The organism is Armatimonadota bacterium (assembly GCA_031081585.1).
In the GTDB taxonomy this organism is placed as follows: domain Bacteria; phylum Sysuimicrobiota; class Sysuimicrobiia; order Sysuimicrobiales; family Humicultoraceae; genus Geohabitans; species Geohabitans tengchongensis.
The window spans coordinates 13,693-36,665 of record JAVHLY010000010.1 but is presented as its reverse complement, the minus strand read 5'-3'; the positions used below and the strand labels follow the sequence as shown (position 1 = coordinate 36,665).

19 protein-coding genes are annotated in these 22,973 nt (G+C 73.7%); 2 read left to right on the top strand and 17 right to left on the bottom strand.

The genetic code is table 11. The features are described 5' to 3' along the window. Positions 1–50: 50 nt before the first annotated feature. Positions 51–1,199: a TIM barrel protein gene (locus RB146_05530; GenBank protein MDQ7828441.1), complete on the bottom strand. Its 1,149-nt coding sequence runs from the start codon at positions 1,197–1,199 to the stop codon at positions 51–53. 56 nt (positions 1,200–1,255) lie between these two features. Here RB146_05530 and RB146_05525 point away from each other — a divergent pair, with 56 nt between their 5' ends. Continuing rightward, positions 1,256–2,182 carry a hexose kinase gene (locus RB146_05525; protein ID MDQ7828440.1) on the top strand — a complete coding sequence of 309 codons (927 nt, stop codon included), beginning with the start codon at positions 1,256–1,258 and terminating at the stop codon, positions 2,180–2,182. Between the two features lie 184 nt (positions 2,183–2,366). On the opposite strand, the gene RB146_05520 is transcribed toward RB146_05525, so the two are convergent. Genes RB146_05520 through RB146_05505 form a run of 4 tightly spaced genes read right to left on the bottom strand, consistent with a single transcriptional unit; the run spans position 2,367 to position 6,435 of the window. After that, positions 2,367–3,446 (bottom strand): aldose 1-epimerase family protein, encoded by a 1,080-nt coding sequence (locus RB146_05520; GenBank protein MDQ7828439.1) that lies wholly within the window; start codon positions 3,444–3,446, stop codon positions 2,367–2,369. A 60-nt stretch (positions 3,447–3,506) separates the two neighbouring features. Beyond that, positions 3,507–4,460 carry a sugar kinase gene (locus RB146_05515; GenBank protein ID MDQ7828438.1) on the bottom strand — a complete coding sequence of 318 codons (954 nt, stop codon included), beginning with the start codon at positions 4,458–4,460 and terminating at the stop codon, positions 3,507–3,509. After that, the gene (locus RB146_05510; protein MDQ7828437.1) at positions 4,453–5,595 is read right to left on the bottom strand and encodes a Gfo/Idh/MocA family oxidoreductase; all 1,143 of its coding nucleotides are present in this window, start codon (positions 5,593–5,595) and stop codon (positions 4,453–4,455) included. Before RB146_05510 ends, RB146_05515 begins: the two co-directional genes overlap by 8 nt. Positions 5,596–5,598: 3 nt before the next feature. Continuing rightward, positions 5,599–6,435 carry an aldolase gene (locus RB146_05505; GenBank protein MDQ7828436.1) on the bottom strand — a complete coding sequence of 279 codons (837 nt, stop codon included), beginning with the start codon at positions 6,433–6,435 and terminating at the stop codon, positions 5,599–5,601. A gap of 100 nt (positions 6,436–6,535) precedes the next feature. Between RB146_05505 and RB146_05500 the strand changes: the two genes are divergently transcribed. Further along, positions 6,536–7,486: a ribokinase gene (locus RB146_05500; protein MDQ7828435.1), complete on the top strand. Its 951-nt coding sequence runs from the start codon at positions 6,536–6,538 to the stop codon at positions 7,484–7,486. Positions 7,487–7,550: 64 nt separating this feature from the next. Here the strand turns inward: RB146_05500 and RB146_05495 are convergent, their stop codons facing one another. The 12 genes from RB146_05495 to RB146_05440 form a co-directional block, all read right to left on the bottom strand. Next, entirely contained in the window at positions 7,551–9,023 is a 1,473-nt protein-coding gene (locus RB146_05495) for a rhamnulokinase family protein (GenBank protein MDQ7828434.1), read from the bottom strand. Between the two features lie 17 nt (positions 9,024–9,040). Then, complete coding sequence (gene rhaI, locus RB146_05490) at positions 9,041–10,363, bottom strand: L-rhamnose isomerase (GenBank protein ID MDQ7828433.1); 1,323 nt, start codon at positions 10,361–10,363, stop codon at positions 9,041–9,043. Positions 10,364–10,376: 13 nt separating this feature from the next. After that, a complete protein-coding gene (gene rhaD, locus RB146_05485) occupies positions 10,377–12,434 on the bottom strand; it encodes a bifunctional rhamnulose-1-phosphate aldolase/short-chain dehydrogenase (GenBank protein ID MDQ7828432.1) in 2,058 nt (685 codons plus the stop codon). 7 nt (positions 12,435–12,441) lie between these two features. Further along, a complete protein-coding gene (locus RB146_05480; GenBank protein ID MDQ7828431.1) occupies positions 12,442–13,425 on the bottom strand; it encodes an ABC transporter permease in 984 nt (327 codons plus the stop codon). 37 nt (positions 13,426–13,462) lie between these two features. After that, complete coding sequence (locus RB146_05475; GenBank protein MDQ7828430.1) at positions 13,463–14,452, bottom strand: ABC transporter permease; 990 nt, start codon at positions 14,450–14,452, stop codon at positions 13,463–13,465. After that, a complete protein-coding gene (locus RB146_05470; GenBank protein ID MDQ7828429.1) occupies positions 14,433–15,953 on the bottom strand; it encodes a sugar ABC transporter ATP-binding protein in 1,521 nt (506 codons plus the stop codon). Before RB146_05470 ends, RB146_05475 begins: the two co-directional genes overlap by 20 nt. A gap of 51 nt (positions 15,954–16,004) precedes the next feature. Then, on the bottom strand, positions 16,005–16,991 hold the full coding sequence (locus tag RB146_05465; GenBank protein ID MDQ7828428.1) for an autoinducer 2 ABC transporter substrate-binding protein: 987 nt from the start codon (positions 16,989–16,991) through the stop codon (positions 16,005–16,007). 40 nt (positions 16,992–17,031) lie between these two features. Further along, on the bottom strand, positions 17,032–18,009 hold the full coding sequence (locus RB146_05460; protein ID MDQ7828427.1) for a substrate-binding domain-containing protein: 978 nt from the start codon (positions 18,007–18,009) through the stop codon (positions 17,032–17,034). 100 nt (positions 18,010–18,109) lie between these two features. Beyond that, on the bottom strand, positions 18,110–19,123 hold the full coding sequence (locus RB146_05455; protein ID MDQ7828426.1) for an ABC transporter permease: 1,014 nt from the start codon (positions 19,121–19,123) through the stop codon (positions 18,110–18,112). Next, on the bottom strand, positions 19,098–20,657 hold the full coding sequence (locus tag RB146_05450; protein ID MDQ7828425.1) for a sugar ABC transporter ATP-binding protein: 1,560 nt from the start codon (positions 20,655–20,657) through the stop codon (positions 19,098–19,100). The genes RB146_05455 and RB146_05450 overlap by 26 nt, the downstream gene beginning before the upstream one ends. Further along, positions 20,654–21,892, bottom strand: a complete 1,239-nt coding sequence (locus RB146_05445) for a hypothetical protein (GenBank protein ID MDQ7828424.1) — start codon at positions 21,890–21,892, stop codon at positions 20,654–20,656. The genes RB146_05450 and RB146_05445 overlap by 4 nt, the downstream gene beginning before the upstream one ends. Positions 21,893–21,946: 54 nt before the next feature. Beyond that, positions 21,947–22,816 (bottom strand): MurR/RpiR family transcriptional regulator, encoded by an 870-nt coding sequence (locus RB146_05440; protein ID MDQ7828423.1) that lies wholly within the window; start codon positions 22,814–22,816, stop codon positions 21,947–21,949. Positions 22,817–22,973: the final 157 nt, after the last annotated feature.

The following is a 22,973-nucleotide window of genomic DNA, read 5'->3' as shown; positions in this document are numbered from 1 at the left end:
TCCCCCGGGATCGTCCGGCGGGCGTGGCGGCCCCGGGCCGATGGCCGGGCTTAACGCGGCAGCGGCGGGAGCGGCGGCAGGCGCTCCGGGCGGGAGGCGCGGACCCGGATGAGGTAGGCCTCCAGCCAGCCGCGCGCCCGGTCCGGGTGCGTCACCGCCCAGAGGACCTGTTCGTGGTCCAGCCCGTTCACCCGGTCGGCCGCCGCCCGGATGGCGTCGATGGAGTTGCGCACCGCCGTCTCCGGCGGGAGGCGCTCCGGGTTGACGTCGATGCCGAAGTGCTCCCGGTACCCGTGCAGCTTCAGCACATAGAGCGCCGCCTCCAGCTGCTCCGGGGCCACGACGCCCACGTCCAGGTCCTGGTCGTAGTTCCCCAGCGGCTGGCTGTTCCAGTGGGAGTGGGCCAGGCGCCCGTACTCGCACACCAGGCTGAAGGCGTAGGGCAGGTCCTCATAGCCCATCAGCATGTGGCCCGTCTCCGGGTTGAGGGCCAGCAGCGCGTGACCCTCGGCGAGCAGCCGCCGGTTCTCCGGCGCCCGCAGCCGCTCCTCCACCCGGGCCGCCAGCAGGAGCCCCTCCGCCGTCGAGCCGTAGAGGATGCGCCCGCGCGGCTCGTAGGGCTTGGGTTCGAAGGCGATGCGCACGCCGGGGACGGCGTCCATGGCTTCGGCCAGGCCCTCAGCGAAGCGCTCCCGCATGGCCGCCAGGTCCACCCCGAAGGGGTTCTCGTAGCCGTCGATCCCGGGCCAGACGATGGCGAAGTCGGTGTCCAGCTCGCGGTTCAGGCGCAGGGCGGCGATGGTCCGCTGCAGCGCGCGCTCCCGGGCCTCCGGCAGCGGGGAGGAGAGCGAGCCGAACTCGAACTCCCGGTCGGCGAATAGCCCCGGGACGATGGTGAGCAGCCGGATGCCGGTGTCGCGGGTGAACTGCCGCCAGAGGTCGAGCGTGGCCTCGCTGATCTCGTTGGGGTAGTGGGCCTCGACCGCCTCCACGCCGTAGTCCCGCAGCGCCGCGACGCGCTCCAATCGGGCGGGCAGGTCCACCGCGGGCCCGTAGGGCTCGTGGAAGCGGCTGGCCATGGGGGAGAAGTACCAGACCCCCACCGAGAAGCGGGGGACCAGCTCGAAGGTACGGAGGTGACGCAGCAGCTCCTCGGGGCTGCGCCGGGTACGCTGGGGACGCAGGTCACGCAGTGGCATCGCCCACCCCTCCCGTCCTTGCCGGGATCTCCGCGCCGGCAGTACGCTCTTTCGGCGTGCTGCTGGTCCTCTCCCCCAACCTCTGTGTCGACCGGGTGGTCGTGGTCCCCGACTTCGCGCCCGGACGGGTGCACCGTGCCCGGGCGGTCCACGTCCTGGCCAGCGGCAAGGGGATGAACGTGGCCCGCGCGGCGCGTGCGCTCGGGGTCGAGGCCACGGTGGTCGGCGCGGTCGGGGACGACGCGGCCGGGCGCTGGTTCGTCACGGACGCGCGACGGCAGGGCATCGCGCTGCGCGCGGTCCGGGGCCGCGGGGCCACCCGGACGTGCACCGTGATCGTCGCGCCGGGGCTGGGCGAGACCGTCGTCAACGAGCCCGGGCCGCAGGCGGACGCACGGACGGCCGACCTGCTGCGGCGGCGGGTGCGCCGCCTGCTCGGCCAGGCGTCCGTGCTGGTCCTGACCGGGAGCCTGCCACCGGGGGTACCGGCGACCTTCTACCGCGACGTCATCGCGGAGGCGCCGGGTCGCCCCACCGTGCTGGACACCAGCGGAGAGGCGCTGCGCCAGGCTGTGGCGGCTGTACCCACGGTCCTCAAGGTGAACCGGGAGGAGCTGGCCACGCTGGTAGGGCGCGACCTGACCGCCCTGGGTGACGTGGTGGCGGCGGCGCGGGAGGTACCGGTGCGGGACGGGGTGGTGGTGACGCTGGGCCAGGCGGGGGCGGTGCTGGTCCGGGCAGGTCGAGCCTGGATGGCCCGGCCGCCCGAGGTGCGGCGCGAGAGCGCGGTCGGGGCCGGAGACAGTCTGGCGGCCGGCCTGGCGGCGGCGCTGCTGGCGGGGCAGCCGCTCGTCGACGCGCTGCGCCTGGGGGTGGCCGTGGCCGCCGCCGACGTGGCCACGCTCCTCCCGGGCACGGTGGAGCGAGCAGAGGTGGATCGCCTGTTGCCGCTGGTGGCAGTCGAGCCGCTCGGCGCCGCCTGAGCCGCCGTGCCCGGGATGGACGGGGCTGGTCCCGGGTGACGCTCCTCAACCCTGTCGACATCCGACTCATGCTTCCCTGGTCGGCTGGCCACGAAGGTCTCTCCGTGTGGATCGCCGGGCCCGCAAGGGCTCGACAGTCCATAGTCGCAGGGGGGCGCCCTCGTGACTCCCGTCGCCGATGCCATCATCTCTTGACCCGGGCCACGAAAGCGTCCAGGGCTTCCGACCCCGCCAGCACGTGCAGCTCCAGCCACAGGCGCCGGCGTTCCCCGGGCTCCAGCACCTGCAGCGTCCCGCGGGCCCGCTCCGCCGCCCGTCCCTCCACCAGGCAGTTGGCCGGCTCCAGCCCCATCACGTAGGTCCCCTGGCCGAGCATCTTCCACTGGATGAAGCGCGGCAGGGCGCGGCCGTCCCAGCGCAGGGCCAGCCCGAGCCCCCCGCGCAGCGCCCGGTTCACCAGCGCCGCCTCGGCCACGCCGTCCGGTCCCGGCGGGATGTCGTGGTAGAAGACCTGCTCGCGGTAGCCCGCCACCGGCCCGTGCACGCGGGTGTGCTCGCCGAGCCCCGGGGCGGCCTGGGCGTCCCGGGGCCGCACCGTGCGCGCCGGGGTGACCACCTCGGCGCCCTCGTCCAGCAGCGGAAAGCCCAGGTTCACGTGGTAGAGCACCATGAAGGGCGTGGGGGCATCGGCGGCATTCTCGACCTCGTCGTCGAGACGCAGCCAGGTGGCGCCCAGCGCCGTGGCGATGGTGCGCCGGACCACCAGGTGCTCGCCGAAGACCACCGCCTGGCGCACGATCCCGCGCACGGCGATCCGGTAGGTCTCGCCCTCCCACGCCTCCTCGACCGCCACCGCCTCCGCCGGCAGGTAGGAGGCCCGGCCGTGCTGCCCCAGCGCCTCCCCGGCGTCCTCCGAAGGGGCGCCTATCGTGGTGTAGCCGCACGTGACCATGAGCCCGCCGTAGAAGCCGCGCAGCCACCCGCGGCCTTCCGGTTCGTAGAAGGCCGGGTGGATGCGCCCGGTGGCCGACCGCCAGGCCAGCGGGATCCCCTGGAACTCGGCGTCGGCGATGTCGAGCCCGCGCGAGGGGAGGACGAGGAAGCGCAGCCCCCCGCCGGTGCGCACGTCCACGGCCTCCACGCCGGCCTCCGGGCCGTCGGCCAGGATGCAGCGCGTGGCGCCGGCCAGCTGTGCCATGCGGCCGACGCGCGCCCGCAGCGCCTCCGGCGTCCAGGTGCGCCCGTACAGCAGGATCGAGGACATGAGTTGTCTGCCGTCGCAGTCGTCCACTTCGGTCCGGGCGGAGGCTTCCCCTGCGTGCCCTCAGGCCCGCACCGCGGCCGTCTCCATGAAGCGCAGCGTCTCCCCGAGTGGACGCACCCCGGCGGCGCCGCCCAGCGCCGTCACGCACAGGGCGCCGGCGGCGTTGGCCAGGCGGGTGGTGCGTTCCAGGTCCCACCCCATGAGGGTGCCGGCCAGGAAGCCGCCGCAGAAGGCATCTCCGGCGCCGGTGGTGTCGACCACCGGCACCACGTAGGCGGGCAGGTGCCCCCGCCACGCCCGGCCGTCCGGGCCGGTGCCGTCCACGTAGGCGCCCTGCTCGCCCATCTTCACTGCCACCGTGCCCACCCCCCGCGCGCGCAGGGCGGCCGCGATGCGCGGCGGGTCCTCCTCGCCGGTGAGGCGGCCGAGTTCCTCCCGGTTGCCGAAGAGGATGTCGAGGTGGGAGAGGGCCGGCGCGAGCAGCGCCATCCAGCGGCCGCGGGCGTCCCAGGCCACGTCCAGCGAGGTCAGGCACCCCGCGCCGCGGGCCCGCCGGAGGAGCCGGACGGTGGGCTCGCCGTCGAGGGCCGGCAGGATGAAAGTGCCCCCGAGGTGCAGTACCCGGGTCTGGCGCAGCAGCGCGTCCTCCACGTCCTCCTCCACCAATCGCCCGTTGGCGCCGACCAGGTGAAGGAAGGAGCGCTCCCCGCCCGAGGTCACGGCCACCACGGTCGTGGAGGTCGGCGCCTCCTCGTCGGTCCGCACGTACGCGGCCACGCCGTGGCGGTGAAGTTCGTCGACGAGGAAGCGGCCGAACAGGTCGGCGCCTACGCGCCCCACCACGGCGGTGGCCACCCCCAGCTTCGCCAGCGTGACGCCCGTGGTGTGCGCCAGCCCGCCGGAGCGCACGGCCACGTCCTGCACCAGCGCGAGCTGCCCGCGCTGCGGCCACTCGTCCACCGGCCGGACCACCACGTCCGCCACCAGGACGCCGACGCAGGTCGCGTCAGGCATCCACCGTCACCCAGCGGCGCGCCGCCGCCGAGCGGTAGATCGCGTCGACCAGCTCGTGCACCCGCACGGCGTCGTCGAAGGACGGCGCCGCCGGCCGGTCCTCGACGATGGCCTGCAGGAAGCTGAACTGGGCGTGGACGTGCGACCGGATCCACCCCAGCGTGAACTTGGGCGAGGGCACCGCCGCCGGGGGCGGGTAGTACTGCACGGTGGGCAGGCGGGTGAACCCGCGCCGCTCCGGCGGGGCGGTGCGGTCGTAGGCCCACAGCCAGTTGGGGTCCATCAGGTTGAAGGCCAGCGCGCCCCGGTCGCCGTGCAGCTCCAGCCGCAGCTCGTCCTCGGCGCCGGTGGCCACGCGGGTGAGCTCGGCCGTCCCCAGCGCGCCGCTCCGGAAGCGCAGCAGGCAGACGGCGGCGTCCTCCACCTCCACCGGCGCGCGCACCTCCGGCCGCTCCGGGAGGGGCCGGGTGCGCGTGAAGGTCTCCAGGTCGGCGCAGACCGCCTCCACCTCGCCCGCCAGGTGGCGCATCAGGTCGAGCAGGTGCGGCCCCAGGTCCACCACCACGCCGCCGCCGATGATCTCCCGGCGCAGGCGCCACTCCAGGGGCCGGTCCGGGTCGACGTAGCCCGAGTGGAGGTAGACGCCGCGCACGTGGAAGGGGCGGCCGAGGAACCCCTCCGCCACCAGCGCGCGGGCCCGCAGCATCGCCGGCAGGAAGCGGTACTCGGCGGTGACCTGGTGCTTGACGCCGGCCTCGCGGGCCAGGGCGGCCAGGCGGCGCGCCTCGGCCAGGTCGTAGGCCAGCGGCTTCTCGCAGTAGACGTGCTTGCCGGCGCGCAGCGCCGCCTCCACCGCCTCGGCGTGGTAGCGGTTCGGGGTGCAGACGTCCACCACGTCGACGTCGTCGCGCTCCACCGCCTCGCGCAGCGAGGTGGTGGCGAGGGCGAAACCGGCCTGGTCGACGCCCTCCCGGGCGCGCGCCTCGTCCACGTCGCAGACGGCCACCAGCCGCAGCGGGCAGGGCTGCCCGGCGTAGTAGATGGGGATGGCCCGGTAGGCGTGGGCGTGGACGCGGCCCATCAGCCCGTAGCCGATGACCGCGATGCCCAGCGGCCGCCGGGGGACGGCGGGCATCGTTCAGGACCGGCCGGCGGGGGCCAGCTCGCGCAGCGCTGCCCCGACCCCGGCGCCCTCGTGCACGATCCGCCGCAGCGCCCGCACCATCCCCGCCGGGTCGTCGTGCTGCCAGACGTTCCGGCCGAAGACGACGCCGCGCGCGCCCGCCTCCAGCGCCTCGGCGACCATGGCCAGCGCGTCCGCCGCTGTCTCCGTGCGGGGCCCGCCGCGGACCAGCACCGGGACCGCCGCCGCGCGCACGACGCGGCTGAAGGTCTCGCGCGAGCCGGTGTAGTCCACCTTCAGCAGGTCGGCGCCGGCCTCCCAGGCGATGCGCGCCATGAGCTCGACCACCTCGGGGGGGTTGACCAGGTGCTTCCCCGGGGCCACGGCCAGCGGCTCCACCACCAGCGGCAGCCCCAGCGCCCGGCACGCGGAGGCGAGTCGGCCGACGTCCTGCAGGTTGGCGCCTTCCTCCCGGTCTTCCGCGTAGCCGGTGAAGAGGAAGGCCACCACCGCGTCGGCGCCCAGGCGGACGGCGTCGGCCGGGGTGGCCACCGGGACGCGGTACGGCGCGCGGGGTGGGGCGGTGGAGCGCCAGGTGTTGCTGGCGTCCAGGCGCAGCACCAGCGCCGGCGCCCCGCGGCCGTGGAAGATGGCGCCGGCGGCGGCGGCCGCGCCGGGCGAGACCTGGAGGGCGTCGGGCCCGCCCTCGGCGACGCGGCGCATCGCCGCCACGACGTCTTCCACCCCGGGGACGGGGCCGAGGAAGAGGCCGTGGTCGAAGGCCACGACGATCCCCCGCTCGGTCCGGGGGTCGAGGATGCGGTGCAACCGTAGCGCTCTGCCGCTCGGCATGGGATCCTCCGGGTCCGGGACGTCTTCTGCTTACGCGCGGCCGGAGAGGGTTCCTCCCCGTCGCGCCGGCGCGGCTCGGCTATGATGGGGCGTGACGGCCATGGCCTCCCCACACCCGCCCGCACCGCAACTCGTCGTCATCGGCAGCCTGAACATGGACCTCACGGTCCGCGTCCCGCGCCTGCCGGGGCGGGGCGAGACCGTTGTGGGCTCCGACTTCTTCACCGCCCACGGCGGCAAGGGCGCCAACCAGGCGGTGGCGGCGGCGCGGCTCGGCGCGCGCGTGCGCCTGGTCGGCCGCGTCGGCCGCGACGCCTTCGGGGCGGAGCTCCAGCAGGCGCTGGCGGCCGAAGGGATCGACGCCGCCGCGGTGCGCCACTCCGACCGTCCCACGGGGGTGGCGCTCATCGTCGTGGAGGAGGGCGGCCAGAACCTCATCGCCGTGGCCCCCGGAGCAAACGGGGACGTGCGCCCGGAGGACGTCGAGGCGCTCGACCTGCCGGACGGGGTGTGGGTGGGGGCGGTGCTGGAGGTGCCCGACGGGGCCACCGTCGCCGCCTTCCGCCGCGCCCGCGCGGTCGGAGGGCGCACCCTGCTCAACGCCGCCCCCTCGCGTCCGTTTGCCGGGGAATTGTGGCGGCTCACCGACGTGCTGGTGGTGAACGAGGGTGAGGCGGGCACGCTGGCGGGGCGCCCGGTGGGCGACGCCGCAGAGGCCCTCGAGGCCGCCCGGGTCCTCCGCGAGCGCGGGCCGCGCACCGTGGCCGTCACGCTGGGTCGGCAGGGTGCGGTGCTGCTCGGGGAGCGCGAGGCCTGGCACGTGCCGGCCGTCCCCGTGGACGCGGTGGACGCCACGGGTGCGGGAGACGCCTGGGTGGCCGCGCTGACCGTGGGGCTGGCGGAGGGGCGGTCGCTGGTCGAGGCGGGGGTGCTGGCGTCGGCCGCGGGAGCGCTGGCGGCCTCGCGCCCGGGGGCGCAGCCGTCGCTGCCCGCGCGCGCCGAGGTCGAGGCGCTCGCCGCCCGGGCACCGCGTCCTGTCCAGCTGACCTGACGGCTCGCGGCGCGGGCGCCACGTCCCGCGCGGCCGGCCTGACCTGCTGAGGAGACTCGCGCCATCACCCCTCCCCCAGCAGCCGCCGCAGGCGCGCGTACGCCTCCTCCCACCCCTCGGAGGGCCTGGGCTCGTAGACCGCCTCCCTGACGGAGCGGCGCACCACCGCCCGCAGGTCCCGCAGCGAGCTCAGGTGTCCGAGCGCCCAGGCCTGGGCCAGGATGTTGCCGAGGGAGGTGGCCTCGGCCGGACCGGCGCGCACCAGGCGCCCTGTGGCGTCGGCCGTGAACTGGCAGAGCATGGCGTTCTGCGAGCCCCCGCCCACCACGTGCACCACGCGCGTGCGCCGCCCCAGGAGACGGTCCAGGCGCTCGATGACCCAGCGGTACTTGAGCGCCAGCGACTCCAGGACGCAGCGCACCACCTCGCCACGGCTCTGGGGGACCCGCTGCCCGGTTTCCCGGCAGTACTCGCGGATGCGTGCCGGCATGTCGGTCGGGCGCAGGAAGCGCTCCTCGTCGGGGTCGATGAGGGCGCCGAAGGGCGGGGCGGCGGCGGCTTCCTCGGCCAGGCGCTCGTAGGTCAGCGCCTCCTCCTGGGCCCAGCGGCGCCGGCACTCCTGGAGGAGCCACAGGCCCATGACGTTGCGCAGGAAGCGGAAGGTGCCGCCGAGCCCTCCTTCGTTGGTGAAGTTGTCGGCCAGGCTCTCCGGGGTGATCAGGGGGTGCGGGAGTTCCGCACCGACGAGGGACCACGTGCCGGAGCTGATGTAGGCGAAGTCCGGTTCGTCCGCCGGGACGGCGGCCACCGCCGAGGCGGTGTCGTGGGTGGCCGGGGCGATCACCTGCAGGGTCCCACCCACCTCGTCGGCCACCACGGGGCGCAGGGGGCCGAGCACCGTCGCCGGCGGGATCACCCGCGGGAAGATGTGCGTGGGAATGCCCAGACGCTCCAGGAGGGTGGCGGCCCAGCCGCCGGCCCGAGGGTCGTAGCACTGGCTGGTGGTGGCGTCGGTGAACTCGCAGGTCACCTCGCCGGCCAGCCAGTAGGCGAAGAGGTCGGGGATCATCAGGAAGGTGGCGGCGATCTCGAGCCCGGGGTCCCGGTGCACCACCATGGCCAGCAGCTGGTAGAGCGCGTTGATCGGCATGAACTGGATGCCGGTGTGGGCGAAGATCTCCTCGCGGGGCACGCGACGGCACGCCTCCTCGACCATGCCCTCGGTGCGGCGGTCGCGGTAGTGGTAGGGGTTGTGGACCAGTCCGCCGCGGCGGTCGAGGAGGGCGAAGTCGACCCCCCAGGTGTCCAACCCGACCGCCGCCGGTGGCGCCCCCAGGCGCCGGGCCCGGCGGATCCCCGCCTTCAGCTCCTCGAAGAGGCGCAGGACGTCCCAGTGCAGGCCGTCCGGCAGCGCCACCGGGCCGTTGGGGAAGCGGTGGACCTCCGAGAGGGTCACGCGCTCGCCGTCGAAGTCGCCGGCCATGCATCGTCCGCTCTCGGCGCCCAGGTCGATGGCCAGCAGGCGCAGCGTGGCCACGGTCGGTCGCCCGCGCTTCAGGCTCCCAACGTGCCGCCCGGGCCGGCGGCACCATCGGCCGCGGGAGCACTGTCAGCCGCGGAGGCGCTCCCGGTCGCGAAGGGGTTGCCGCCCGGCCCCGCGCCCTGCCGTCCCGCCCCGCGGGCCGCGGCCAGCCGCGCGGCATAGCCGCCCTGGCGGAAGGCGGCGACCGGATCGGCTGGCGCTCCCAGCTCCTCCCGCACGACGTGCAGCAACGGACGCACGTCCGTCTCGTACGCCTCCAGCAGGAGGCGGTGCGCGCCGAGGACATCCCCCTCGGCCTGCGCGCGGCGCAGCGCCGCCCGGTCCACGAGCAGGGCGCGGGCGTAAGCGCGCTGCACCTGCTCCACCGAGAGCAGGACGGCCTCGATCTTCCCCTCGACGTTGTGTGACTGGTCGAGCATGTAGGCGACGCGCCGCGCCCCGTCCGCGACGGTCGGGTCCGGGTCCTCGGCGGCGGCCACGAGCTCGGTGAAGATGAGGAAGAGCTCGAAGGGGTTGATCGCTCCCACGATCAAGTCGTCGTCGCCATACTTGCGGCTGTTGAAGTGGAAGCCGCCCAGGCGCCCCTCGTCCAGCAGCACCGCCACCAGGTGCTCGATGTTGGTCCCCTGGGGGTGGTGGCCGGTGTCCACCAGGACCTGCGCGCGCGGCCCCAGGCGCACCGCCAGCAGGTAGGCCATCCCCCAGTCCGCCAGGTCGGTGTGGTAGAAGGCCGGCTCGAAGAACTTGTACTCCAGGAGCATGCGCATCCCGTCCGGCATGGCCGCGTAGACCTCGGCCAGCGCCTCGGCCAGCCGCTGCCGGCGGGCGCGGAAGTCGTCCTGTCCCGGGTAGTTGGTCCCGTCGGCGAACCACAGGCTCAGCAGGTCCGACCCGACGGCGCGCGCCACCTCGATGCACTCGAGCATGTGCGCCGCCGCGCGCCGCCGCACCGCCGGATCGGGGTGGCAGACGCTGCCCAGCCGGTAGGCCGCCTCCTGGAAGAGGTTGGGGTTGACCGCGCCGATGCGCAGGCCGAGCTGCCGCGCCGCCTCGCGCAACCGTCCGTAGTCGTCCACGGCGTCCCAAGGGATGTGGATGGCCACGGAGGGGCAAACCCCGGTCAGGCGGTGGACCAGGGCGGCGTCCTCCAGCTTCTCCCAGATCGTGCGCGCCGCGCCCGGCCAGGGGAAGACGGCGAAGCGCGTGCCCGAGTCCCCGTACCCCCACGACGGGGTCTCGATCTGCAGGCTCCGCAGCGCCGCCCGCACCCGGGCCACGTCCACCCCCCGGTCGGTCAGCTGCCGTTCCAGCACGGTGTAGGCTGCGTCGCGCATGCCGCCGCCCTCCTCAGCGCGTGTACGCGCCCGGGACGCCGCCGTCCACGGTGATGGTGCACCCCGTCGTCTTCGCCGACCGCGGTGAGACGAGGAAGTAGACCGCCTCCGCCACGTCCTCCGGGAAGACGTTCACCTTGAGCGTGGTGCGGGCCCGGTAGAAGGCCTCCAGCTCCGTCTCCTCCACCCCGTAGTCCCGCGCCCGCTGCTGGCGCCAGGTCCCCGACCAGATGCGCGAGCCGCGCAGCACCGCATCGGGGGCCACGGCGTTCACGCGGATGCCGGCCTCGCCCCCCTCCTCGGCCAGCGAGCGCATCAGGTGCTGCTCCGCCGCCTTGGCGGCGTTGTAGGCGGCGCTGTTGCGCCCGGCCAGGAGAGCGTTCTTGCTGGTGACGAAGACGAGCGCCCCGCCCCGGCCCTGGGCCCGCAGCACCCGGAACGCCTCCCGGGCGACGAGGAAGTAGCCGCGCGCCAGCACGGCGAAGAGGCGATCCCACTCGTCGGCGGAGGTCTCCTCCACCGGCCGGGCCAGCGCCACGCCGGCGTTGTTCACCACGATGTCCACGCCGCCGTACTCCAGCACGAGGCGCTCGTAGGCCGCCTGGACTGCCGCCTCGTCGGTGACGTCACCGGGGAGGCCGAGCGCGCGTCCCTCGCCGAAGCGCTCCCGCAGCTCCGCCGCCACCGCCGCGGCCCCGTCCGCGTCGATGTCGAGCAGTGCCACGTGCGCGCCTTCCTGCGCCAGGCGCTCGGCCACCGCCCGCCCGATGGCCCCGGCGCCTCCGGTCACCAGGGCGACGCGGCCGTGCAGCTCGCGCGGAGGCGGCGCCAGGGTGAGTTTGTAGAGCTCGAGGGGCCAGAACTCCACGTCGTAGGCCTCGCGGTCCGTGAGGGAGGTGAAGGTGCCCAGTGCCTCGGCGCCGGCCATGACGGCGATGGCGCGGTGGTAGAGGTCGGCCGTGCGCGCCGCCGCCTCCTTGGTGGGGCCGGTGGTGACCATGCCGAGCCCGGGGAGGAGGAGGACGCGCGGGAAGGGGTCCCCCTCGGGGTCGCCCGGCCGGCGGTGGGTGGCCTGGTAGCGCTCGTACGCCGCCGCGTACTCCTTGACGGCGGCCACCGCCGCGCCTGCCAGGCCCTCCGGCCCGGCCTCGGCCCCGGCCGGCACGATGCACGGCCGGTGCTTGGTGTGCACCAGGTGGTCGGGGCAGGCCGCACCGACGGTGGCCAGGGTGGTGAGCTGCTCGCTGCACACGAAGGCCATCACGTCGGGGGTGGTGTCGACGTGGAGGATGGCCGGCCGGCGCTGGCTCACCACCCCGCGCACCCGGGGCAGCAGGTGGGTGAGGAGGCGCCGCCGTTCCCGTTCGGCTGCGGGCGTGACCCGGAGGCCGCCGAAGGGCACGCGGGGCCGGCGGCGGGCGATGGCCTCCTCCGCCTGGGCGACGATCGCCAGGGTGGCCTCGTAGCAGCTGCGCGCGTCCTCCCCCCACGTCACCAGGCCGTGCTTGGCCAGGAAGACCGCCCGGGCCTGGGGGTGGCGGCGCACCGCCGCGGCCACCGCCTTGCTGAGGGCAAAGCCGGGGCGCTGGTAGGGGATCCAGAGGACGGCATCGCCGAAGACCTCGCGCGTCACCGCCTCGCCGCGGTCGGCGGTGCAGAAGGCGATCACCGCGTCGGGGTGGGTGTGGTCGACGTGGGCGAAGGGCAGGAAGGCGTGCAGGAGCGTCTCGATGGACGGTCGGGGGTAGTCGGGCCGCAGGAGGCAGCGCTGGAGGTAGTCCACCATCTCCTCGTCGGAGAGGTGGTCCCGTGCTTCGAGCAGCAGGACCTCGTCCAGGCGCAGGCCGGCGAAGTCGCGCACGGTGGCGGTGCGCATGTCCGAGCCGCTGCCCTTGATCCACAGCGTGCGCACCCGGCGCCCGGTGTGGTCCACCTCCTCCGCCTTGGCCGAGGTGTTGCCGCCCTTCCAGTTGACGATGGTGGGGTCCTGTCCCAGGAGCCGGGAGCGGTAGACGAGCTGCTCCAGGGGAGTGCGTCCGTGGACCTCCGCCTCCGACCACGCCGGCCGCATCACCGCTTCACCCTCCCTGCACGCCCACCGCCATCCCCCGGCGGGCCAGCCACTGGTTGAGGACCACGGTGCCCGCCAGGACCGCGCCCACCGCCCCCAGTTGCCAGATCGGGTGGATGCCTGCCAGCTGCAGGCCGTTGGAGAGCACGGTGATGACGGCCACGCCCAGCACCGTCCCCAGCACGGTGCCCTCGCCGCCGGCGATGTGGGTGCCGCCCAGCACGGCGATGGTGATGGCCTGCAGCTCGTAGCCAAAGCCCGCGTCCGGGCGGGCGCTGGCCACCCGGGACGTGATCACGACCGCGGCCACTCCGGCGAGCAGGCCGGAGAGGGTGAAGACCCAGAATCGCACCCGCTCCACGGGGATGGCCGCGAAGCGCGCCGCCACCTCGTTCGTGCCGACGCCGTAGAGGTGACGGCCGAAGACCGTGTGCCGCAGCAGAGTGTGCAGCAGCAGCGCCACGGGGAGGAAGACCAGCACCACCTGGAGGGGGATTCCCAGCACTTCCCCCTGGCCCAGGACGTAGAAGCGTTCCGGCAACCCCGAGATGGGCACGGTGTCCGTCAGCACCAGCGCCGCCGACCCGTAGATGTAGAGCGTGCCCAGGGTGACGATGAGGGCGGGAATGCGCAGCGCGGTGATGCAGAGGGCGTTGAGGGCGCCCATCACCGCCCCGCTGAGGACGGCGGCGCCTGCAGCCAGCCACACGTCCACTGCCAGGTGCTTGACCAGCAGGCCCATGACGATGCCGGCCAGGCTCAGCATCGAGCCGACGGAGAGGTCGATGGAGCCCCCGCCGGAGATGATCACCAGAGTCTCGCCCAGGGCCAGCAGGCCGATCTCGACCCCGTAGCGCGTCATGTTCAGGGTGTTGTAGAGCGTGGCGAAGCCGTCGACGCTCAGAGCGAAGAGGGCGTAGCTGGCCACCAGCAGGGCGAGGAGGAAGCGGGGGCGGTCGGCGGCGACGGCACGCAGCAGCCGCGCAGCCATCAGGGACCTCCCAGTGCCCAGCGCCGGCCGCACCCCATCAGGGGGTTCCCCGCCGGGTGCGCAGCAGGTCGACGGCCACGGCCAGCAGGATCAGGACGCCGGCCACCATCCCCTCGGCCAGCCCGCTCACGTTCATCAGGATCAGCCCGTTCTTGATCTGGCCCACCAGCACGGCGCCCAGGACGCTGCCCACGACGCTGCCGCGCCCGCCCAGGATGGAGGTCCCGCCCAACACCACGGCAGCGATCACCTGCAGCTCGAACCCCACGCCCGTGTTGGACTGCACGAAGCCGGTCTGGCCGACGTAGAGGAGCGCGGCCACGCCCACCAGCATGCCCGTCACGCCGTAGACGACGAAGGCCACCCTGGCCACGTCGATCCCGGCCAGGCGTGCCGCTTCGGCGTTGCCGCCCACCGCGTAGATGTGCCGCCCCAGCGGCCGCCGGGCGGTGACGTAGGCGAAGAGGAGGGTGAGGGCGAGGGCCAGGAGGGCGGCCACCGGCACCCCGCCCACCGTGCCGAGCCCCAGCGGGCGCAGGACCGGGGGAATGTCGGCGATCCACTTGCCGCGCAGGAGCTGGAAGGTGAGCGCCCGGTAGAGCGAGAGGGTGGCGAGGGTGGCGATGATGGGCATCACGCCGGCCCGGGCGACCAGCCCACCGTTGACCATCCCCAGGACGAGACCGCTCAGCACGCCGATCGCGATCAGGAGGCCCAGGTGCCATCCCGCCGTGGCGGCGTAGCCCAGGAGCACGGCGGTGACACCCAGCGTCGAGCCCACCGAGACGTCGATGCCGCCGGTGAGGATGACCAGGGTCATCCCCAGGGCCACGACGGCAGTGGGGGCGCTGTTCAGCAGGACGTTGGCCAGGTTGGTCGGGGTGAGGAAGCGGCCCGTCCAGGCGTGCAGGGCGAGCCCCAGCCCGAGGATGAAGAGGACGACGCCGGCCTCGCGCGTGCGCAGCACCGCCAGGCCGCGCACGAGCACCGGGGCGGGGGGCACCCGTTCAAGCGGGAGGGTTTGCATAGACCTCCCGCGCTCCCGTGGCGGCCCGCAGCAGGGCCGCCTCGCCTTCCACCTCCCCCCGGGCCACCAGCGCCGTCACGCGCCCCTCGTGCAGGACCAGGATGCGGTCGGCCAGCTTCAGCACCTCGGGGAGCTCGCTGCTGATGACCACGACGGCGACGCCCTCCGCCGCCAGGGCGAAGATGCGTTCGTGGATCTCCTCTTTGGCCGCGACGTCCACGCCCCGGGTGGGCTCGTCGAGGATGAGCAGCCGGGGACGGCGCGCCAGCCAGCGCCCCAGCAGTACCTTCTGCTGGTTGCCTCCGGAGAGCGCCTGGGTGGGGGTGTGCAGCCCGGGGGTGCGGATCCCCAGCGCCCGTACCATCGCCGCGCCCGCCGCCTCTTCCCGGCGGCGGTCCACCGCGCCCAGCAGGCGGCGCAGGGCGGGCAGGATGGCCACGGTCAGGTCGTAGCGCACCGGCAGCGGCAGGAAGAGCCCCTGGGCCTTGCGGTCCTCGGGCAGGTAGGCGATGCCGAGGCGCAGGGCCTGCTCCGGGGAGGTGATCGCCACCGGCTCCCCGTCCAGGAGGATGCGGCCGCGGGCCGCCGGGGCGATGCCGAAGAGGGCATGGGCCACCTGCGTGCGCCCTGAGCCCACTAGCCCGAACAGGGCCAGCACCTCGCCGCGCCGGACGTCGAAGGAGACGCCCTTCACCGTCGGCGGGACGGCCAGCTCCTCCACGCGCAGGACGACCTCCCCGATGCGTCGGCCGTCGCGGGCGGCCCGCTCGTGGAAGATCTCCCCCGCCATCAGGTCGATCAGCCGGTCGCGGGAGATCGCCCCGACAGGGAAGGTGCCGCGCACCTCCCCGTCCTTCATCACCGTCACCCGGTCGGCGATCTGGAAGATCTCCTCCAGTCGGTGGCTGATGTAGACGATCCCCACCCCGCCGGCGCGCAGCCGCCGGATGACCCCGAAGAGCCGCTCCGTCTCGCCCTGGGTGAGGATGGCGGTGGGCTCGTCCAGGATGATCACCCGCGAGGCGTGGGAGAGCGCCTTCACGATCAGGACGAGCTGCTGCATGCCGATGGTCAGCCGGCCGATGGGCTGGGTCAGAAAGGTGCCGCGGATCCCCAGGTCGGCGAAGAGGCGGGCGGCTGCCTGGCGCTGCGCTGCCCAGTCGATGTTGCCCAGGCGGTCGCGCAACTCCCGGCCCATGAAGATGTTCTCCACCACGCTCAGGTCGGGGTAGACCAGCGGGTCCTGGTAGACGGTGGCGATGCCCAGGTCCTGGGCCACCCGGGGCGAGGTCAGGTGCACCGGCCGCCCTGCGTAGAGGACCTGGCCGTTGTCGGGCTGCAGCGCCCCGGAGAGGATGCGGATGAGGGTGGATTTCCCGGCGCCGTTCTGCCCCACCAGCGCGTGCACCTCCCCCGGGCGCACGTCGAAGGAGGCATGGCGGACGGCGACGACACCGCCGAAGGCCTTGGAGACGTCCCGCGCGGCGAGCAGCCCGCTCATGGTCGGTGCCCGGGAGGGGACGGGGCGCTCCAGCCTCGCCCCCTCCGTCGCTCAGAAGTCGAACCGGTCGACGTTCGCCTTGGTGAAGACGGTCGGCGGGCCCAGCAACAGCATGCGCTGCTGGGGGAAGTAGCGCACCTGGCCGATGGTCGGGACGGTGTTCACCGCGGCGAATGGCTTGCCGTCCACGAGCTGCTTCCCCGCCCAGACGGTCAGGTAGCCCAGCTTCACCGGGTCCCAGAGGACGAAGCTGGGCACGGCCCCGTTCTTCACGTACTTGCGCATGAGTGAGGGCACCGACAGTCCGGTGACGAAGACCTTGCCGATCTTCCCCATCTGCGTCACCGCTTCCGCCGCCCCCGGGGCCGAGGTCGAGCACTGGCCGATGACGCCCTTGAGGTTGGGGAAGGCGGTGATGAGGTCGCGTGTCACCTTGATCGCCTCGTTGATGTCCTCGCCGGCGTACTTCAGGGCGACGAGCTTCATCTCCGGGTAGCGTTCGGCCTGGCGCTTCTTCTCGATCTCGATCCAGGCGTTCAGGTTCTGCGCCGTGGGGCCGCAGGAGACGATGGCATACTCGCCCCGCCGGCCCATCATTCTGGCCAGCTCGTCCATGATGGTGTTGCCGATGTCCTCGGCCAGGGCCTGGTTGACGAAGACCTCGCGCACCGAGTTGGGGGCGTCGGTGTCGGAGGTGAACATCTTGAGCCCCCGGTCCTTCCCCTTCTTCAGGGTGGGGGCGATAGCCGTGGGGTCGTTGGGGGCCACGGCGATGGCCGGCACGCCCCGGGTGATGAGGTTGTCCACGATCTGGATCTGCGCGGCCGAGTCGGCCGTGGTCGGCCCCGTGTAGACGAACTCGACGTTCAGGTCGGCGGCCGCTTGCTTGCCGCCCTTCTCCATGGCGTTGAAGTAGGGGATGCCAATCAGCTTCGGCACGAAGGCCACCTGGGTGCGCCGCGCCGCCCCCTGGACGGGCGGGAGCAGCCACAGGGCCACGACGGCGGCCAGCGTCAGGAGCCACACGCGTCGGGACATCGCTCCTCCTCCCTTCTCTCCGACTGGTGTTCCCCCCGGGCTAGAAGCCCTTCTCCGCCCGGTTGAGGTTGCTCTTGGTGATGAGCAGCGGCTTGATCAGCACGGTAGCCGACGCCGGGCGTTTCTGCTCCCGGATGTATGCCACCAGGATCTCGAAGCCGGTGGACGCCTGCCGGCCGGGGAATTGCTCGATGGTGGCGTCCAGCACCCCGTTCCGGATGGCCCGCAGCGCGTCGGGCAGGGCGTCGAACCCCACGGTGATTACGTCGGCCACCTTCACCTTGCCGCTGGCCTTCATCGCCTCGAGCGCCCCCAGGATCATCTCGTCGTTGGCCCCGAAGACCGCGTCGATGCGCGGCAGGGCCTGCAGGGCGTCCTCCATGACCTTCAGCCCGTCCTCGCGGCGGAAGTTCGCCGTGTACTGCCTGACGGTCACGCCCTGGTAGCGGTCGAGCACCTCGCGGAACCCCCGGCTGCGGTCGATGGCGGGGCCCGCCCCGGGCGTGCCGTAGAGCTCCACCACGGTGCCCCGGACCTCGCCGTACTTGGCCCGGAGCTGGTCGGCCACGTAGCGGCCGGCGATGCGGCCGCCCTCGACGTTATCCGCGCCCACGTGGGCCAGGATCTGCACCCCCGCGCCGGCCTCCAGGCGCCGGTCCACGGTCACGACGGGGATCCTGGCGCGGTTGAGTGCGCGCACGGCGGGGATGACAGCCCGCACCTCGATGGGGACGAGGAGGACGCCGTCCACTTTCTTGACGATCATGTCCTCGATGTCCGCCACCTGCTTGGAGACCTGGTTCTGCGACTCGACGGAGAGGACGTTCACGTTCCCCAGCTGCCGCGCCTTGTCCTTGACCGCCTTCTCCAGGAAGGCGAACCAGGCGAAGGAGAGCGAGGGGAACGAGAGCCCGATGGTGATGGTCCGTGGTGCGGCGGCCGGGAGCGGCCCCGGCGCCTGCAGCACCAGGAGGACCGCAATCACGGCGATGGCGATCTGCCAGAGCCTGCGCTGCACGGTCTCCCTCCTCCCTGCGAAGCGTGTACGACGGCCGGGAGGCGACCCTCCCGAGGCCCGACCCGGTCCACTCCCACCTCCTTCCGCGCCGGCCGGTCGGCTAACGGCGGAACCGGCGCTTGAGGTTGTCGATGAGGGCCGCCACGACGATCACCAGCCCCTTCACGACCAGCTGCCAGTACGAGGAGACGCCGAGCAGGTTGAGCCCGTTGGAGATCACCCCGATGAGCAGCGCCCCGACCAGCGTCCCGTACACCGAGCCCACGCCGCCGAAGAGGCTGGTGCCGCCGATGACGACCGCCGCGATGACGTCCAGCTCGTAGCCCTGCCCGGCTACCAGCTCCGCCGAGTTCAGCCGGGAGGTGAGGACGAGCCCGGCGAGCCCCGACAGCAGCCCGGCCAGCGCGAAGGTGGCGATGTAGATGCGGTCCACCGCCACCCCGGAGAGCCGCGCCGCCTCCTCGTTGCCGCCGATGGCGTAGATACTGCGGCCGAAGGTGGTCCGCCGCAGGACGAAGCCGGCCAGGACCACCAGGCCGAGGAAGAGGATGACGGGGACGGGGATGGGGCCCACCTCCCCGCCGCCCAGCCACAGGAAGGCCTCGGGCAGCCCGGAGATGGGACGCCCGCCCGCCAGGATGAGCGTCAGCCCGCGGCAGACGCTGAGCGTCCCCAGGGTGACGATGAACGGGTGCATGCCGCCCTTGCGGCTGACGAAGCCGTTCAGGAAGCCGATGGCCAACCCGACCAGCAGCGCCGCGGCTGCAGCCAGGGGGATGGGCTGGGCCAGCGGCACCATCAGCGTGGCCGCCACCGCGCCCGTGAAGGCCACCACCGAGCCCACCGACAGGTCGATGCCGCCCAGCAGGATGACCATCGTCTCGCCCACGGCGATGATGCCGATGATGGAGATCTGGCGGACGACGTTGAGGATGTTGATGGGGGAGAAGAAGACCGGCTCCAGCGCCCCGATGGTCAGGGAGACGACCAGCAGGGCGATGAGGATGCCGTAACGGTCCCACACGGCCAGGAGGGCCTCCCCCGGCGTGGGCGCCGGACGCCGCTCCGCCGCCGGCAGCGCCGCCCCCTTACCCACCGACGACGGCTCCGCCATCCACCCCTCCTCCGGCCTCGCCGGCTTCCACGCCCAGGGCCAGGTTGAGGACGCGCTCCTCGCTGGCCTCCTCCCGATGCAGCTCCCCCACCACGCGCCCCTGGCGCATGACCAGGATGCGGTCGCTCATGGAGAGCAGCTCCGGGAGGTCGGAGGAGACCATGATGATGGCCCCGCCCTCCCGGCAGATGGCGCTCATCAGCCGGTAGATCTCCGCCTTCGCCCCCACGTCGATCCCGCGGGTGGGCTCGTCGAAGATCAGCACGCGGCAGCGGCGGGCCAGCCAGCGGGCCAGCACCGTCTTCTGCTGGTTGCCCCCGCTCAGGTACATCACCGGTTGCTCCAGGCCCGGCGTGCGGATGTCCAGGCGGCGCACCAGGTCGGCCACGAGGCGCGTCTGCCGGGCCGCCTGGATCACGCCCAGGCGGGCGAGGCGGTCGAGTACGGCCAGGGAGATGTTGTCGCGCAGGCTGAGGGCGAGGACGAGCCCCTGTCCCTTGCGCTCCTCCGGCAGCAGGCCCACCCCCTGCGCGATGGCCTGGCGCGGCGAGCGGAAGCGCACCGGCCGGCCCTCCAGGAGGACGCGCCCGCCCGCCACGGGGTCGGCGCCGAAGAGGGCCCGCACCAGCTCCGTGCGCCCGGAGCCGACCATCCCGGCCAGGCCGAGGATCTCCCCGCGCCGCAGGGTGAAGCTGACGTCGACGACGCGCGGCGGAGCGGAGAGGCCCTCCACGCGCAGCACCTCCTCCCCCGGGGTGTGGCGCTCGCGGGGGAAGAACTCGTGGAGCTGGCGGCCGATCATCAGGGCGACGATGCGGTCTCCGTCCGCCTCAGCCACGGGGAGGTCCCCCACCACCCGGCCGTCGCGCAGCACGGTCACGTGGTCGGCGATCTCGAAGATCTCCTCCAGCCGGTGGCTGATGTAGATGAAGGTGACCCCCTGGTCGCGCAGCCGCCGGATGACGCGGAAGAGCCGGGCGATCTCACGCTGGGGGAGGGCGGCGGTGGGCTCGTCCATGATCAGGATGCGGGCCTCCGCGGCCAGGGCCTTGGCCACGGCCACCATCTGCTGCCGCGCCACGGAGAGGCGGCGCACCGGGAGGCGCGGGTCGATGGGCTCGCCCAGCAGGGCCAACGCCTCGCGGGCGCGGGCCTCCAGCCGCCGCCGGTCCACCACGCCCAGGCGGGCCGGGAAGCGGCCCAGCGCAATGTTCTCGGCTACGGTCATCTCCGGGACCAGGGTGAGCTCCTGGTAGATCGCCGCCAGGCCCAGGCGGCGCGCCGCCGCCGGGCTGTCGATCACGACCGGGCGGCCGTCCACCAGGATCTCACCCCCGTCCGGCCGGTAGACGCCCGTGAGGATCTTGATCAGCGTGGACTTGCCGGCCCCGTTCTCCCCCACGATGGCATGGACGGTGCCGCCGCGGATGCGCAGGCTCACCCCGTCGAGCGCACGCACGCCGGGGAAGGCCTTGCTCACGCCGCGCACCTCCACGGCGGGGACCGCAGGCAGGGGCGCGGCGGCCAGGCTCACCGCGCCGTCCCCACCTCCGGGACGTCCGGGAGCGTCTCCGGACCGAAGTAGCGCAACAGGACCAGGTCCTCGCTGCCGGTGTTCCGCACGGTCACACCGGCCTGCGCAGCCGCCGCGCTGACGAACCACTCGTCCCAGGTCAGCTCGCCGTAGCGGATCACGATCGGCGTCTCCACGGGCTGGCCGTTCAGGGTCCCGCGCCCCTGCACCGCTACGAGACAGGAGGCGGCCCCGTCGCGCAGCACGAGGGAGGCCCCGGGGCGCACGGTCAGCTCGCGTGCCAGCAGCAGGGCCTGGCCGTCGATGCGGCCGTAGACCACCCAGCGGTCCACGTAACCCTCGGAGGCGCTGGGGGCGACGGGGATGGGCTCCAGGTAGTGATGGGCCTTGAAGGCGGGGTCGAGGTTGGCCTCCCAGTCCACCAGGTCGACCAGGTAGTCGAGGTCCTGGTGGTGCTCCGGCGGGACGTCCTTCACCAGCAGGCTCCAGGGGACGGGGCGGTCCTCCACCATGGACTGGAACATGGCGAAGACGTCGGAGGCCCATTGCGGTTCGTAGGTGACCAGCGTCCCGGGAGCGTGCAGGATCCCTGCCGGCACCAGCCAGCCGGTGCCCGGCCGCAGGCGGTAGGCGCGCGAGAGCTCCAGCACGCCGTTGTCGCCTTCCGCCCACCGCTCGAGGCAGCGCCGCAACGCCTCGCGCGTGGTGCCGGGCTCCAGCCCGAAGAAGGTGTAGGGGAACCGGTGCTCCTGGGCGTTCAGCTGCGGCGGGAAATAGTAGGCCTCGGGCTTGGGGGCCCGTCCCACGGCGGCCGCGTGGGCCGCCCGCTGGTGGAGGTGGTGCGGGATGGGCCCGAGGTTGTCGAAGAACTTGGCGTAGACCGGCCACCCGCCGTAGCGGGCCATCACCTCCCGGCCGATGATGCGTTCGCCGGCCACGGCGATGGCGTCGCGCAGGGTGAAGCGGCCGTCCGGGCCGACCACGTAGGAGAGCCCCTCGTCCGGCGGGGCGCCCTCGTTGGCCGCCGGGATGGTCGAGCCCAGCCAGCGCTCGTCGATGCCGCCGCGGTGGGCGCCCAGGGCGTAGACGTCCCGCGGGTGGAGCTTCAGGCGCCGCCCCGGGACGAGGAAGGAGCGCGGCACCCAGGTGGGCGCCAGGCGCAGGAGGCCGTCGCCGCTGTCGAGGGCGCGCTCCACCGCTGCGGGTGTCGGCTCGACGATCTCCGGCGATCGCATCTGCCACCACCTCCTCGGGCCGGGCCCTCCCGACGGCACCGGGCGGCCGTGGGGTCAGTGCCGCTTCTTGTCCACCAGCGCCTCCTCCACCGTGCGCATGTGCCGCACCGCCGCCGCCGGGTTCTGCAGCGCCACGGCCACGAAGAGTGCGTCCACCACGGCCATCTGGGCCAGCCGCGAGACCAGCGGCTCGCTGCGGAAGCGCGTCTCCTGGGAGGCGGTGAAGAGGCGGATCTCCGCCACCCGGGTGAGCGGGGAGCGGCCGAAGTTCGTGAGGGCGATCGTCGTCGCCCCGCCCAGGCGGGCGGCGCGCACGGCGTCCACGACGTCGCGGCTGGCCCCGGAGTGGGAGATCCCCACCGCCACGTCCCGCCGGCCCAGCTGGCGGGCGGCCACCGCCATCAGGTGGGCGTCGGCGGTGACGGTGCTGGGCACGCCGATGCGGAGGACCTTGCCGTGCAGGTCGAGGGCGATGGGCACCGAGGTGCCCAGGGCGAAGATCTCCACCCGCCGCGCCTCCGCCAGCGCCTGGGCCGCCCGGGCCAGGGCGCGCGGGTCGAGGGTGCGGCGGGTCAGCTCCAGGGTCTGGAGGTGGGAGGCGAAGACCTTGGCGATCACCGCCCGGGGGCCGTCGCCCTCCTGGATGTCCTCGTGGATGAGCGCCAGCGGGTTGGCCAGTTCGCGGGCCAGGGCGATCTTCAGCTCCTGGTACCCCTGGTAGCCCAGCCGCTGGCAGAGGCGCACCACGGTGGCTTCACTGGCCTGGGCCACCTCGGCCAGCGCGGTGACGGAGAGCCGGATGACCTCTTCGGGGTGGGTGCGGATGTAGTCCGCGACCCGGCGCTCGGTGGGGCGCATGGCGGCGGTGCTCCGCTCGATGCGCAGGAGGCAAGCGTTGCCCGGCGAGCGCGCGCGGACCGCCATGGGACACCCGTCGGATCGGCGTGGGGCTGTTCGACAGGGAAGGTTCGCAGGCGTTCGCGAAAATTCCTTCCAGTTTCCAGCCTGCGCTAACGAAGGTTTCTTTCAGCCCGGCGGGTCCCCCTCGGACCCGCCGGGGGCCGGCGGGACGGGAGGGCAC

Bases quoted from the DNA above. Each gene is read 5' to 3' on its own strand.
- RB146_05530 (MDQ7828441.1), bottom strand. From the start codon at position 1,199: ATGCCACTGCGTGACCTGCGTCCCCAGCGTACCCGGCGCAGCCCCGAG.
- RB146_05520 (MDQ7828439.1), bottom strand. From the start codon at position 3,446: ATGTCCTCGATCCTGCTGTACGGGCGCACCTGGACGCCGGAGGCGCTG.
- RB146_05515 (MDQ7828438.1), bottom strand. From the start codon at position 4,460: ATGCCTGACGCGACCTGCGTCGGCGTCCTGGTGGCGGACGTGGTGGTC.
- RB146_05510 (MDQ7828437.1), bottom strand. From the start codon at position 5,595: ATGCCCGCCGTCCCCCGGCGGCCGCTGGGCATCGCGGTCATCGGCTAC.
- RB146_05505 (MDQ7828436.1), bottom strand. From the start codon at position 6,435: ATGCCGAGCGGCAGAGCGCTACGGTTGCACCGCATCCTCGACCCCCGG.
- RB146_05500 (MDQ7828435.1), top strand. From the start codon at position 6,536: ATGGCCTCCCCACACCCGCCCGCACCGCAACTCGTCGTCATCGGCAGC.
- rhaI (MDQ7828433.1), bottom strand. From the start codon at position 10,363: ATGCGCGACGCAGCCTACACCGTGCTGGAACGGCAGCTGACCGACCGG.
- rhaD (MDQ7828432.1), bottom strand. From the start codon at position 12,434: ATGCGGCCGGCGTGGTCGGAGGCGGAGGTCCACGGACGCACTCCCCTG.
- RB146_05480 (MDQ7828431.1), bottom strand. From the start codon at position 13,425: ATGGCTGCGCGGCTGCTGCGTGCCGTCGCCGCCGACCGCCCCCGCTTC.
- RB146_05475 (MDQ7828430.1), bottom strand. From the start codon at position 14,452: ATGCAAACCCTCCCGCTTGAACGGGTGCCCCCCGCCCCGGTGCTCGTG.
- RB146_05470 (MDQ7828429.1), bottom strand. From the start codon at position 15,953: ATGAGCGGGCTGCTCGCCGCGCGGGACGTCTCCAAGGCCTTCGGCGGT.
- RB146_05465 (MDQ7828428.1), bottom strand. From the start codon at position 16,991: ATGTCCCGACGCGTGTGGCTCCTGACGCTGGCCGCCGTCGTGGCCCTG.
- RB146_05455 (MDQ7828426.1), bottom strand. From the start codon at position 19,123: ATGGCGGAGCCGTCGTCGGTGGGTAAGGGGGCGGCGCTGCCGGCGGCG.
- RB146_05445 (MDQ7828424.1), bottom strand. From the start codon at position 21,892: ATGCGATCGCCGGAGATCGTCGAGCCGACACCCGCAGCGGTGGAGCGC.
- RB146_05440 (MDQ7828423.1), bottom strand. From the start codon at position 22,816: ATGGCGGTCCGCGCGCGCTCGCCGGGCAACGCTTGCCTCCTGCGCATC.